Origin of the sequence: Paraburkholderia sp. BR13439 (assembly GCF_040948805.1) — a bacterium.
In the GTDB taxonomy this organism is placed as follows: Bacteria; Pseudomonadota; Gammaproteobacteria; order Burkholderiales; family Burkholderiaceae; genus Paraburkholderia; species Paraburkholderia youngii.
The window spans coordinates 258805-271220 of sequence record NZ_JBFPKN010000004.1 but is presented as its reverse complement, the minus strand read 5'-3'; the positions used below and the strand labels follow the sequence as shown (position 1 = coordinate 271220).

At 64.1% G+C, this 12416-nt stretch carries 14 protein-coding genes; 6 read left to right on the top strand and 8 right to left on the bottom strand.

Features of this window, described 5'->3' with window-relative positions; translation table 11 throughout:
* Position 1: 1 nt before the first annotated feature.
* From hpnD to AB3X96_RS10475, 4 genes are all read right to left on the bottom strand, one after another.
* The gene (gene hpnD, locus AB3X96_RS10490) at positions 2-850 is read right to left on the bottom strand and encodes a presqualene diphosphate synthase HpnD (protein ID WP_176378802.1); all 849 of its coding nucleotides are present in this window, start codon (positions 848-850) and stop codon (positions 2-4) included.
* A 232-nt stretch (positions 851-1082) separates the two neighbouring features.
* Positions 1083-2033: a diguanylate cyclase gene (locus AB3X96_RS10485; RefSeq protein WP_176107077.1), complete on the bottom strand. Its 951-nt coding sequence runs from the start codon at positions 2031-2033 to the stop codon at positions 1083-1085.
* Entirely contained in the window at positions 2030-2653 is a 624-nt protein-coding gene (locus AB3X96_RS10480) for a chemotaxis protein CheC (RefSeq protein WP_176107078.1), read from the bottom strand. The genes AB3X96_RS10485 and AB3X96_RS10480 overlap by 4 nt, the downstream gene beginning before the upstream one ends.
* Positions 2646-3011, bottom strand: a complete 366-nt coding sequence (locus AB3X96_RS10475) for a response regulator (protein WP_176120865.1) — start codon at positions 3009-3011, stop codon at positions 2646-2648. Before AB3X96_RS10475 ends, AB3X96_RS10480 begins: the two co-directional genes overlap by 8 nt.
* Before the next feature lie 604 nt (positions 3012-3615).
* On the opposite strand from AB3X96_RS10475, the gene AB3X96_RS10470 reads away from it, so the two are divergent.
* Both AB3X96_RS10470 and AB3X96_RS10465 read left to right on the top strand, forming a co-directional pair.
* Positions 3616-5910: a response regulator gene (locus AB3X96_RS10470; protein WP_368589646.1), complete on the top strand. Its 2295-nt coding sequence runs from the start codon at positions 3616-3618 to the stop codon at positions 5908-5910.
* Between the two features lie 236 nt (positions 5911-6146).
* Positions 6147-7319, top strand: a complete 1173-nt coding sequence (locus AB3X96_RS10465) for a hypothetical protein (protein WP_368589645.1) — start codon at positions 6147-6149, stop codon at positions 7317-7319.
* Between the two features lie 104 nt (positions 7320-7423).
* Here AB3X96_RS10465 and AB3X96_RS10460 read toward each other — a convergent pair whose 3' ends face one another.
* Positions 7424-7981: an NADPH-dependent FMN reductase gene (locus tag AB3X96_RS10460; protein WP_368589644.1), complete on the bottom strand. Its 558-nt coding sequence runs from the start codon at positions 7979-7981 to the stop codon at positions 7424-7426.
* A gap of 289 nt (positions 7982-8270) precedes the next feature.
* On the opposite strand from AB3X96_RS10460, the gene AB3X96_RS10455 reads away from it, so the two are divergent.
* Positions 8271-8486, top strand: coding sequence for a hypothetical protein (locus AB3X96_RS10455; RefSeq protein WP_176107084.1), 216 nt, complete (start codon positions 8271-8273; stop codon positions 8484-8486).
* A gap of 81 nt (positions 8487-8567) precedes the next feature.
* On the opposite strand, the gene AB3X96_RS10450 is transcribed toward AB3X96_RS10455, so the two are convergent.
* Complete coding sequence (locus AB3X96_RS10450; RefSeq protein ID WP_260331982.1) at positions 8568-8702, bottom strand: hypothetical protein; 135 nt, start codon at positions 8700-8702, stop codon at positions 8568-8570.
* A gap of 452 nt (positions 8703-9154) precedes the next feature.
* On the opposite strand from AB3X96_RS10450, the gene AB3X96_RS10445 reads away from it, so the two are divergent.
* On the top strand, positions 9155-9763 hold the full coding sequence (locus AB3X96_RS10445) for an RNA polymerase factor sigma-70 (protein ID WP_176107085.1): 609 nt from the start codon (positions 9155-9157) through the stop codon (positions 9761-9763).
* Positions 9750-9956 (top strand): zf-HC2 domain-containing protein, encoded by a 207-nt coding sequence (locus tag AB3X96_RS10440; protein ID WP_176120862.1) that lies wholly within the window; start codon positions 9750-9752, stop codon positions 9954-9956. The genes AB3X96_RS10445 and AB3X96_RS10440 overlap by 14 nt, the downstream gene beginning before the upstream one ends.
* A gap of 24 nt (positions 9957-9980) precedes the next feature.
* On the opposite strand, the gene AB3X96_RS10435 is transcribed toward AB3X96_RS10440, so the two are convergent.
* Positions 9981-10268 carry a DUF1272 domain-containing protein gene (locus tag AB3X96_RS10435; RefSeq protein WP_368589812.1) on the bottom strand — a complete coding sequence of 96 codons (288 nt, stop codon included), beginning with the start codon at positions 10266-10268 and terminating at the stop codon, positions 9981-9983.
* Between the two features lie 180 nt (positions 10269-10448).
* Between AB3X96_RS10435 and AB3X96_RS10430 the strand changes: the two genes are divergently transcribed.
* Positions 10449-11432, top strand: a complete 984-nt coding sequence (locus tag AB3X96_RS10430) for a sulfonate ABC transporter substrate-binding protein (protein WP_368589643.1) — start codon at positions 10449-10451, stop codon at positions 11430-11432.
* Between the two features lie 54 nt (positions 11433-11486).
* Here AB3X96_RS10430 and arsC read toward each other — a convergent pair whose 3' ends face one another.
* The gene (gene arsC, locus AB3X96_RS10425) at positions 11487-11846 is read right to left on the bottom strand and encodes an arsenate reductase (glutaredoxin) (protein ID WP_176120860.1); all 360 of its coding nucleotides are present in this window, start codon (positions 11844-11846) and stop codon (positions 11487-11489) included.
* Positions 11847-12416: the final 570 nt, after the last annotated feature.

Here is a 12416-nt window from a genome sequence, read left to right as displayed (position 1 = left end):
CTCAGAAAAGCGCGTAACGCGCGACGATCCACAGCAGGCGAAGCTTCGGCTTGCTGACCTTCGTGCGCGGAACGTCGAAGCCGCGCTCCAGCGTACGCTCGAGCAGCACGCGATAGACGCCCGACATGATGCGCGGCGCACGCACTTGAGCGCGCGGCTCGCGATCCATGATCGCATCGGATTCGGCGAAGTGCTGCTTCGCGCGCTCGGCGAGCGTCGCGCAAACGAGCGGCAGCGTCGGGTCGTCGGCGATCTGCCGCGGGTTCGTGGCCGCGATGCCTTCGCGCGCGAGCAGCTCGCGCGGCAGATAGCAGCGGTTGATGTCGGCGTCTTCGTCGATATCGCGCAGGATGTTGGTGAGCTGCAGCGCGCGGCCCAGATGGTGCGCGAGCAGCCGGCCCGGCTCCTCACGCATCCCGAATATCCTCACCGACAGACGGCCGGCCGCGCTCGCGACGCGGTCGCAATACAGGTCGAGCGTGGCGTCGTCGGGCGCGCAGATGTCGGCGGCGGCGTCCATCGCCATGCCGTCGATCATCGCGTGAAAATCCTCGCGTTGCAGATGAAACGTGTGAATGTGCCGCGTCAGCGCGCGCAGCGACGCCCGCGGCTGGCCGGCATAGCACGCGTCGATGTCCGCGCGCCATTGCTCGAGCCCGGCCGCGCGCTCGGCGCGCGGCAGGCTGCTGTCAGCGATGTCGTCGACGGCGCGGCAGAACGCGTAGACCTGGTACATCGCATCGCGCTGGGCCGCCGGCAAGATGCGCATCGCGAGATAAAACGAGCTGCCGGACGTGGCGGCAGCCGCGTCGATTTCAGTATCGTCCACGACGAGATTGGAAACAGCCAAGACGATCTCCGCTGGAGGCGCCCGCTGAAAGGCGTTCAAAGAGGTTTTTATGCCGACCCGCAAGGCAGTGTGCCCGCGCGCGCGGACACGCGCGAAACATCCGGCTGGGCGGCCGGAAACGGCGAAAAGTATAGCAATCTTTGCCGGTGACCGCAGATTGGGCGGCCAATGAGGACGCAAAGAAAGGCCGCCGGGCGCGGCGAGCTGGAACCGCACCGCCCTCGCTAGCGAATCAGGCCCCCGCGAGCCGGAACGCGACCGCGCAGTTGCGGCCCTGGCGCTTTGCTCTGTAGAGCGCCGCGTCGGCCTCGTTGATCAGCACGTCGTACGCGGGTACGCCCTCGCGCGCCGACGCGCCGCCGAGGCTCGCGGTGACCGGCACGCTGGTGCCGATCAGCTCGACCGGCGTTTCCTCGATCACGCGACGGATCTTCTCCGCCACCAGCATCGCGTCGTCGAGCGGCGTGCACGGCAGCAGCAGCGCGAACTCCTCGCCGCCGAAGCGCCCGAACGTGTCCTGCGCGCGCACCACACCCGCGACACGCTGCGCCATCACGCGCAGCACCGTATCGCCGACGCCGTGACCGAACTGGTCGTTGATCCGCTTGAAGTGATCGAGATCGAACAGCAGCATCGACATGTCGCCACCGTAGCGCTGCCAGCGCGTGAACTCGTCGCGCAGCCGCGCTTCGAAAAAGCGCCGGTTCGCGATGCCGGTCAGCCCGTCGCGATTCGCATACTCCTGCAGCTTCGCAACCGCCTCCTCGCGCTCGCGCTGCACAATGCTCACATGCGTCACGTCGGAGATCGTCACGCACACGGCCACCACTTCGCGGCCGCGCATCAGCGGCATGAACGTGCAGTCCTGCTGCATGAAGTCGACCCCACCGGTGATCGGCCGGTCGTGATCGAACTTGAACAGATAGGGGCGCTGCTCCCACGAGCTGAACGCGAAGCTGCCGAGCTGGAATACGCTTTCGATCTTGCGCGACAGCCACACGCGCGGCAGCTCCGGAAAGTTCTGGTAGATCGAGCGGCCGACCACCTGCTCCGCCGACAGGCCGCTATGGTCCTGCATGAAGCGATTCCACATCAGCACGTTCAGTTCGCGATCGAGCACGAAGATGCCAAAACCGACCCGCTCGACCACGAGGTCGCTCAACGATTCCACTGGGACATTCATAGACTGGACAGCAGCGCATCGAGCGCTTCGTTCATGTGACGGATCGAGTCTTCGGCCATCAGCATCACGAGATGCGCGCGAAAACTCTGATGTTCGAGCGCGAAGTTCACTTCGACGAGCAGCGCCACCTGCCATTGCAGCACGCCGGGCTGGAACACTTCGTCGAGCGTCAGCGTGTCGCCGAGCACGCCCGGCGCGGAAAACACCGGCGTGCGGCCGAGCTGGTCGAGTATCGACGACACGCACGCGCCCGACAGCAGGTTCGCGACGTCGAGCATCAGTTCGCGCTCGCCGATCGCCTCGTAGCTCGAACGCGCGTACGGGTCGCTGACCAGCGAACACAGCTGCGCGATGCTGTCGCTGCGACAGATCACCAGCACCTCGCCCTTGATGTCCGAGCGAAAGCCCTGACGCACCGCGCTGACCGTGTCGTCGATGTGGGTCATCTCGCGCAGCGTGCGCGCCGCATCGCTCACCGCGACCATCTTCACGCGCGGCACCGACAGCTCGATAAACGAATCGAGCAGTCCCGCGAGCCGCGTCGCGGCCCGGCCCATCGCAAGGTTGGCGATTTCCTGTAGCGCGTCGCGCTGGTCTTCGGTGAAGGCGGGCTCAGACATACAAGCCGTACTCCTTGAGGATGGGCAGGACCGCTTCCGGCGTCACCGGCTTGGCGATGAACGCGATCGCGCCGAGCTCGCGCACGCGCTCCTGGGCGAGCGGCTGCACGTCGGCGGAAACGACGATCACGAAGGTATTGAGGTCCTCGTGCTGCAACGCTTCGAGAACCTGGTAGCCGGTCATGTCCGGCATCGTCAGATCGAGGAACATCACCGAGGCCTTGCCGTCGCGATACAGCGCGAGCGCCTCGCGCCCGTTCGTCGCGTAGGACACGTCGACAGCCCAGTCGGGCGGCAGTGCCTTCGTGAGCAACTTGCGGGCGAGCAGCGAATCATCGGCGATCACAATGGGCAGCATGGCAACGGCGGGTCGGGCGGTTTTTTAGGCGGGCGGATAAAGGAATCGGCTCGTTCGTTTGCGCGCTTTCCGCGCCTGGTCGTTTGCGTTTTGTTCGTCCCGACAGCGGAGGACAGCACGCCTTCACGTGATGCCGACCGATGCGCGACCAGGTACAGTGGCGCCTGTCGAATTGCAATTGCCTATGGCGAGAGGGGTGCTAATGCAGCAGGACGCGTTTTGGCGGACCTCGACGATCCGGCGCACAGAGGTGGCAACGGCCTTTTATCGTGGCGAGGATTGTCGAAGCAAAGCCGCGCAAAAGCAACTCGCCGAAATCGCCGACGGTAACGATCTGTTTCCAGACTAGGCTAATTTGAGAAATAGTTCTATCGTCAGGACCGGCAATCTTTTAACTTTATCCTTTTGTGTACGTTTGCGCTTCCCGATTCCTCACTGTTTTAAAGCCGCTCTTAAAGAACGGCCGGTACGGTGGACGCGCGTCCCCGACGCTTTGCGGCAAGTTTTTCCGCGCTCCGTCTATGCTTGTTCTGAAGGCGGCATGGTGCCGGCAATGGCCCGATACGGGGCTGCCACATTCGAACGACTTTTCGCGTCAACGACAATGACATCAGACCAGGTCGACTCCGTGCGAGCGGGCCGCCTTTCGGGTCGTCCTCCCCGCGAGCAGGACGACGCGTCGTTTCCCGCCGTACCGGAACAGAACTTCCAGGTACGTCGCATCACACTGATCGCGCTGCTGGTCGCGGCGATCGTGCTGCCGTTCGTCTACGTCGCGGCGATGGCATTCAGCGATCTGCGCTCGCGCGAGGCCGATGCGACCGAGCTGGCGCTGCGTACGGTGCGGGTCGCCGAAGAACACGCATTGAAGGTGTTCGACATGAACGAGACGCTGAACTCGCGCATCGTCGATCTGACCGAGGGCCTCGACGACGACGGCATCCGCGCGCGCGAACACACGATTCACGACAAGTTGCGCACGATGGGCGGCGGCTATCCGCAGGTGGCTTCGGTGTCGATCTACGGCGAACAGGGCGCGCTGCTGGCGAGCAGCCGCCTGTATCCGGCGCCGGAAATTTCGGTCGGCCAGCGCGACGATTTCGTCGGCATCCGCGGCGGCAGCGTGATCGAACGCGTGTCGAAAGTGATGACGGGGCACGTCAGCGGCGAGCAGGTGTTCAACATGGGCGTCGCGCGCCAGCAACTCAACGGTTCGTTCGCGGGAACGGTGTCGATCGCGCTGCGGCCCAGCTATTTCGATGCGTTCTATCGCGAGTTGCTCGGCAACAGCGACGACACGCCGATCATCATGAGTCTCGTGCGCACCGACGGCGCGGTCCTCGCGCATTACCCGCGCGGCCCCCGCGAGCCGACCGCGCTCGCACCGGATTCGCCGTTCGCCGAAGCGGTTTCGCACGGGCAGCGCTCCGGCGTCGTGCGGATGCACTCGAGCTTCGCCGACGGCAACCTGATCGTCGCATTCCGGCACGTCGGCTCGTATCCGGTCTACGTGCTGTGTGGCTATCGCACGTCGGCGATCTGGGCCGCCTGGTACAGACACCTGAGCGTGCTGATCCTGTCGATGTTCACGCCGTCGATCGCCCTGTGGTGCGTGATCTGGCTGTCGCTGCGCCGCCTCGGCGCCGAAGAGGAAGCGTGGCAGCGCTGGCAGGCCGAGGCATCGATGCGCCGCTCGATCGAATCCGCGTACCGCCAGTCGCGCAAGATGGAAGCGCTCGGCACGCTGGTCGGCAGCGTCGCGCACGACTTCAACAACCTGCTGATGATCCTGTCGGCCAACGTGCAGATCGTGCGACGGCGCGGCGTCGGCGGACTGGAGCGCGAACTGTCGGCGATGGAGCGCGCGTTGAAGAGCGGCCAGTCGCTGACGCGGCAGCTACTCGGCGTCGCGCGCAAGCAGCCGCTGCGCACCGAGACGCTGTCGCTCCAACGCTGGCTGCCGTCGTGCCGCGAGCTGCTGCGGGCGTCGCTCGGCGCGAAGGTGTCGCTCGTGATCGATAGCGGCGTCGACACCTGGCCGGTCCGTGTGGATGTTGCCGAGCTCGAGCTCGCGCTGATCAACGTCGCCGTCAATGCGCGCGACGCGATGGCCAACGGCGGGCGCTTCACCGCGCGCGCGAGCAACCTCGTGTTCCGCCACGAGGACGGCTTTCCGCTGACCGGCGAGTTCGTGCAGCTGTCGCTCGAGGACACCGGCGCCGGCATGGCGCCCGACGTGCTCGCGCACGCGTTCGAGCCGCTTTACACGACCAAGTCCAAAGGCATGGGCACGGGGCTCGGGTTGCCGCAGGTCTTTGCGTTCTGCGAGGGCTCGGGCGGGCTCGCGGCAATCGACAGTGCGATCGGCGCGGGGACCGCGGTGCGGCTCTATCTGCCGCGCGCGTCGACCGAGCCGCAGACGACCGGACCCGCCGAAGCGCTCGCGCCCGCAAGCGACGCGCCGCACGGTCTGCGCGTGCTGCTCGTCGAGGACAACGAAGAAGTCGCCGCCGGCACCGAGGCGCTGTTGCAGATGATGGGCCACCAGGTGAGCTGCGTGTTCAACGCCGACACGGCGCTGCGCGTGCTCGACGACGCCCGCGCGAAGCGCGCGGACACCGGCGAGCCGCTGCCGTTCGATCTGGTGCTGTCGGACATTCACATGCCGGGCAAGATGAACGGCATCGATCTGGCCGAAGCGGTGCTCGGATTCGACCCGCCGCTGCCGGTCATTCTCGTCACCGGCTACGCGGAAGAGCTCGACCGCGCGCGGCACGTGAACGTGCGCGTGCTGTCCAAACCATTCGATATCCGACTGCTCGAACAGCTGCTCGAAACGATCCAGCACAACGCCGTGCAGACGAGCGCCGATACCGCCACGGATCCGGCCGATACCTGACGTCCGCGTCGTCCCGGCGTCATTTACCAGACCTTGTAAAAAGCGCGGCGCTCGCACGCCGCGCCTTTTTCGTCGCGAGCCCGCGTGATGCGTAGCGCAGGGGGCATCGCGGGCGCGCACGGGACGCAGCGCCGCCGCGCGTCGGTGCGGGGGCATGATCGTTGCGTGCCGGAAGACGGCAAGGGGACGGCGCCTCGGGCGCCGCCCGTTCCAGCAGAACATGTCGGGAGACAACCATGCAACATCTCGTGATTGGTTTATTCGACACTTACGTGCAGGCCGAAACCGCCCGCGACACGCTCGTGCAAACCGGTTTTGCGCGCGAGAAGATCGAGTTGCAGGCGAACGCCGAACCATCGGTTGGCTCGGCCACCAGCGAAGTCGCCAACGCGGGCGTGCTCGCGAATATCGAGCGCTTTCTCGCCAGCCTGTTCTCGACCGGGCCGCGTCCGTCGGACACCGCCCGTTATGCCGAGGCGATGCGGCGTGGGGCGGTGCTCGTGTGCGTTCATGCCGCGAGCCAGTCGCATGCGGAACTGGCGCGCAACACGCTCGTGCGGCTCGGCGCGACCGATATCGGCGACCGCCTACCCGAAGCGGACACCCCGGTCGCCTCCAACCGCGACCACTCGGTGCTCGATGAGTTGGGCATCGGCGCGGTGATGCCGGGTACGCCGCGTACCTCGAGCGTGACGACCGAGGCGGGCGCGACGCCGGGCATGCGGGACACCACGGCAACACCGGAGGCGGGTGTGAGTTCAAGCAGCGGCGCAACGGGTGCGGCGGGCATCAGCGAATCGACCGGAATCGCCGGCGCGACGGGCGCCACTTCGGCAACAGGGACGACCGCGCCCGACACCATGCCTCCTCCTGCGACTCCGCGCCCCGATCCGCTGACCGCCATGCCGCCGCCGGACATCGGCGCGGCCGCCGAGCCGTTCGCGCCGCCGCCGCTCAGCGAACGGCCGATGAGCGATCCGGTCAACGAACCCATCGCCGATCCTCTCACCGGCGATGTGGGACGCAGCGCCATCGCCGCCGGCTCCGTGCCGGGTTCGGGCGCGCTGATGCAGCCCCAGCCGTCCGACGTCGTCCCGGAAGGCGGACAGCCGGGCACCGGTCCCGGCGCGCAGATGCCGAACGAATATCTGGAGTACGAAGAAGACTTCCGCACGCACTATGACGAGCAGTACGCAGCCGCGAACGCGCGCTACGAAGACTACGTGCCGGCCTATCGCTACGGCGCGGAGATCGGTCGCGACGCGCGCTTTCGCGATCGTCCGTGGGAAGAGATCGAGCCCGAAGCTCGCCGCCATTGGGAAACCACGTCGCCGGAGAGCACGTGGGAGCGCTTCAAGCTCGCGGTGCGTCATGGGTGGGAGCGGGTGACCGGGCATCACCACGTGTAGGCGATGCAGCGGGCGAAATGGGCGCGGCCGCCTCGCGCGGCGCGCGCCGTGTCCTCGTTGCTTCGGCGGACGGTCAGGGCGCGGTCGGCGCCGCTAAGTCTCGATTACGCCACCGCCCCATGCCGCTTGATCCACGTGACGTAGCGGTCCATGAACGATTGCAGGAACTTGCGCGTGCCGTCGTTGACGATCTCGCCTTTTTCGTTGATCACCGACGGATCGTGCTTGATGAATACTTCGGGCTGCCCCATCGTCGCGACGTCGAGATAGGCGAGCACGTTGCGCAGATGCTGTTGCGCGAGCGCCGTACCGGTGGCGCCGACCGAGGTGCCGATCACCGCGCCGGGCTTGTTGCCCCACGAATTCGTGCCCCACGGCCGCGAGCCCCAGTCGAGCGCGTTTTTCAGCACGCCCGGCATCGAGCGGTTGTATTCAGGCGTCACGAACAGCAGACCGTCCGCGGCTTGCACGCGCTCCTTGAGCTTCTTGCCGGCTTCCGGATAGTCGGCGTCGTAGTCCTGCGAGTACAGCGGCAGAGAGCCGATATCGATGTATTCGAAGGTGAAATCGGCTGGAGCGAGATAAATCACCGCCTGAGCCAATTGGCGATTGAACGAATCCCGCCGCAGGCTGCCGACGACCACTGCAATGTGATAGGCCATGTTCGCTTCCTCAGTTAGTGCGCTCGACGCGCAAAGAGTAGGACTGTTCATGATAGGCAAAAGCCGCGTGAAACGCCTGGGCACTGGCGGATTTGGCTAGGCGATAGCGGATCGGGAAGGGTTCTTGCGGCACCTGTCGGTGGATAACCTCGCCACTCGAAAAGTTATCCACAGAATCGCTGAATAACCTTGTGGATAAGTTGAACTTTTACCTTGTCAATCAAGCATGCCTTCGGGCTAGGGCGATCTGAGGCAAATGGACACCATCGACCTTCTGGAGGACCGGATCATGAGTCTCGACTACGCGGGAAAATCCCACGACGAAGCGGTTGCCGCGCGCAAGAAAGCGCGGCAGCGCGCGCAGGAGCCGGCGGGCGGCAAGATGGCCGTCGACGGCGTCGAAGCCGACGCCACGCATAGCTGCGGTGAGCTGTCGGAGCAAGGCAAACAGGTGTGGCGAACGGGCGCCGGACTCGATGGGGGAGGGAAGGCACCGAGCCGCTAGGGCTGAACGCTGAATGCAAAAAGGGCGCCGTTGCCGGCGCCCTTTTCTTTTGCTTGCTTGCTACGTATGTCGACGTGCCGATCAGTTGCCGAAAAATACGTTGCAGTACGACTTCGGGCCGTTGCAGGCCGAAGCCGGAGCGTCGGCGTGAGCGATGCCCGAAGCAGCTGCGAACAGTGCGGCCGAAGCGATCAGGGCGGAGAAAATGCGTTTCATGGTTCGGTCCTCGTTTTGCGTATGGTTGCGCGATCTCATCCGATCGATGGCGTGAAGAATAGCGAGCGCATCCGCGTCCACAAACAGCGAAGACGAAAAGACATTTTTTTATAAATTGAAATAATCGTTATTGCCTCAGCGCACGGAACTGGTGATGGGCCGCGACGCGTTGATTGACCGATGCGGCGATTCAAAAGCCTTCTCGCGGGCAGGCCGAAATATCATTTCTTGCAACAATTAATTTCCGGTGTCATAAGCCGCCGCGCCGCGCGACCAAGCTCCTCGGGCCATCGATTGCCAAGGGATATATGTTCAATACCGATTCGTTAGGGCAGGAACGTGGGGGAAAATGGCGCACACATCCGCAAATCGCGCGAGGACGACCATCCGCTCATGAATCCCGACGTTTCAGCGCAACACGCGCAGCCGACCGTACAGCGACGGAGCACGCCGTGACGCAGCCAGGCGGCCCGTCGCTCGACGATCCCATCTATCTCGCGCAATTGCGGCGCGACCTCGTGCGCTTCGCCCGTCTGCAATTGCGCGATGCCGCGGCCGCCGAGGACGCCGTGCAGGAAGCGCTGACCGCCGCGTGGACTCAGGCAGCGCGTTTTTCCGCGCAGTCGGAGCACAAGACCTGGGTATTCGGCATCTTGCGCCACAAGCTCGTCGACACCCTGCGTGCGCGCCAGCGCACGGTCAATCTGTCGTCGCTCGAAGCCGAACTCGACGGCGAGGCGTTACTCGATCGCGAGCTTTTCAAGGACAACGGCCACTGGTCGCGCGAGACCAAACCGCGTCCATGGCCGACACCCGAAACCGCACTACGCCAGCAGCAGTTCTGGACGCTGTTCGAAATGTGCCTCGAGCATTTGCCCGAGCACATCGGACGCGTGTTCATGATGCGGGAGTTTCTCGACCTCGACATCGCGGCGATCTGCGCCGAACTGCAGATCAACGCGAATCATTGCAGCGTGCTGATCTATCGCGCGCGGCTGCGGCTGCGCACGTGCCTGAGCGAAAAGGGCCTATCCAGCGAGGACGCGAATGGGGAAGTGTAAGGACATCACGCGGCTGCTATCCGACGCGCTCGACCGCTCGCTGTCGACTGGCGAATGGCTCGCGATCCGCCTGCATCTGCCGACCTGCAGCGGGTGCCGGAACTATCGCAAACAGATCCGCCTGCTGCGGGTCGCCGCGCATGTGGCGAGCGGAGTCGCGAGCGCCGACGGAGCGGTGAGCGGCGACGAGTGATTTGTCGCTTTGCCACTTGACGGTTCAGTGCTCACCGGGCGGCGCGTCGCAATAGCGTTCGAAAAAGCGGGCATGCGACGCTTCATCGATTCCGACGGTATGCGCATCGGCACGCGCGGGATGTTTCGCGAGTTGCGCGCGAGTGCGAATCGGGCGATGCGCGAAACTGCCGTCGCAATTCGGACACACGTTGCGCAGCCTCGTCAGCGGGCAGACCTCACAGAACCTGCATTCGTAGATGCAAATCATCGCGTCGGGCGCGTTCGGCGGAAGTGACTTGCCGCGCGAGTCGCTGACCGACGCCGCGGTAATGCCGGTCGATTGAAGCGGGAGGGGGTGGGTCGGGCCTTCGGCGTTACGCAATGCTTCGCTAGGGCCGAATGATTTGCTTATGCGAATTTATCGGTTCGTCCAGGCGGGCGGACGAATTATCGTCGGAGCCAATCGAACCAGTCTTGGTGTCCGTTAAATTCTCTTTCGACGAGTATTCTCATGTCCCGTGATCCGCTGCTGACGCGCCGTACGTTTCTCGCCGGCGTAGGCGCAACGCTGGCCGCCGCCGCGTTGCCGGTCTTCTCCACCACCGCATTTGCCGCCGATGAACATGCAAAAGAACTTCGCATCGGATATCAGAAAGCCGCGAGCACCCTGGTATTGCTGAAGGCGCACGGCACGCTCGAAAAGCGCCTTGCGCCACTCGGCATCACTGTCAAATGGACCGAGTTTCCGGCTGGGCCGCAACTGCTGGAAGGGCTGAACGTCGGCGCGATCGACTTCGGCTATGTGGGCGAAGCGCCGCCCGTGTTCGCGCAAGCCGCGGGCGCCAATTTCGTTTATACCGCGTATGAAATTCCGACCCCGCACGCCGAAGGCATCCTCGTGCATCCGGACGCGCCGATCAGAAGCTTGGCCGATCTGAAGGGAAAGAAGATTGCGCTGAACAAGGGCTCGGATGTGCACTGGTTTCTCGTCGCCGCGTTGCAAAAAAACGGCGTGAAGTTCAGCGAGATCCAACCCGTGTATTTGCCGCCTGCCGATGCACGCGCGGCCTTCGAACGCGGGGCGGTCGATGCGTGGGCTATCTGGGATCCGTTTCTCGAAGCCGCCAAAAGGCAGACGAACGCGCGGCTGCTTGCCGATGCGGAAGGTATCGTCAGTCACCACCAGTTCTTTCTGAGCGCGCGACCCTTCGCGCGACATAACGGCGACGTTCTTGCGATCGTGATCGATGAAGTCGGCAAGGAAGGGGAGTGGGTGCGCGGCCATTACAGCGAGGCCGCCGCACAACTGGCGCCGATTCAAGGGCTCGACGCTAGCGTGATCGAATCAGGCTTGCGCCATTACGCGCATATTTATAAGCCCGTCGACGCGAACGTGCTTGCGGAACAACAACGCATTGCGGACACGTTCACCGAACTGCGCCTGATCCCGACGAAGATCGTGACCAAGGATGCCGCGCTGTCGGGCAAAGCCTAGCGCAGCGGTTCGAGGTCGCATCGCGCAAATCGCTTGACTTCGACCGTCGCGCGATCAATCGAAAAGCGCGGCGACATTTTCGGGCGGGCGGCCGATGACGCCACGCCCGTTTCTCACGACGATCGGTCGTTGCAAAAGAATCGGATGCTTCGCCAATGCTTCATAGAGCTGGGCGTCCGTCAGCGACGGGTCGGCGAGATTGAATTCTTTATATTCGGCCTCGGTGTCGCGGATCATTTCGCGGACCGGACAGCCAAGTTGAGCATTGAGATTCTTGAGCTCCGCGACGGTCAGCGGCTTCTTCAGATATTCGACGATTTCCGTCGGTTCGTTTGCGGGGTTGTAGGTGTTCGCGACGAGTTCGCAGGCAGCGCGCGATTTGGAGCAGCGCGGGTTGTGGTAGATGGTGATCATGGCTGGGTTGAGGGCTTGCGCCGTTGAAGGTTGCTGTGACGGTTAGAAGGGTTCGGGAATTTTAGCGGGTGACTTGAAGGCGTGGCGCGGAATGATTGCCCGCCATGCGCGTTGTTTGAACGATCGGTAGGGTGGGTCGGTTTATGCGCATAAACCGATGCTGGCTTCCGAGGTGAGCCGGTATCGTTCAATGCTCGCAGCGTCAGTTCTCATCGAGCCTGCGATTCGCTTGCGCGGGCGCAATACCCTCTACAACCTATATTCACTCGCTGATGAAGCGCCGCCCCCACGTCTGCCGCTTGCTGCCGCGACGGCGAAGGAGCCGCCTCGGACGACTCGATGGCGAATGCTCCACCGGGCCAATTGCCGCGCGAACTTTATGCGCATAAAGTCTGGCCTGCATGGGGTCGCTCAGATGTGGGCACTCCTTTGCTCCGCGAGATCAGCTCGCGAATCGCGACTAGTTGCCGACGACTGGGTACGCAGCCCGCGAGCACTCATTCCTCTCGTCCCGTCCCCTCCGAGATATAGCGATCAGCAACGCTTAAGCCTCAGTCTATCCCTGCCCTG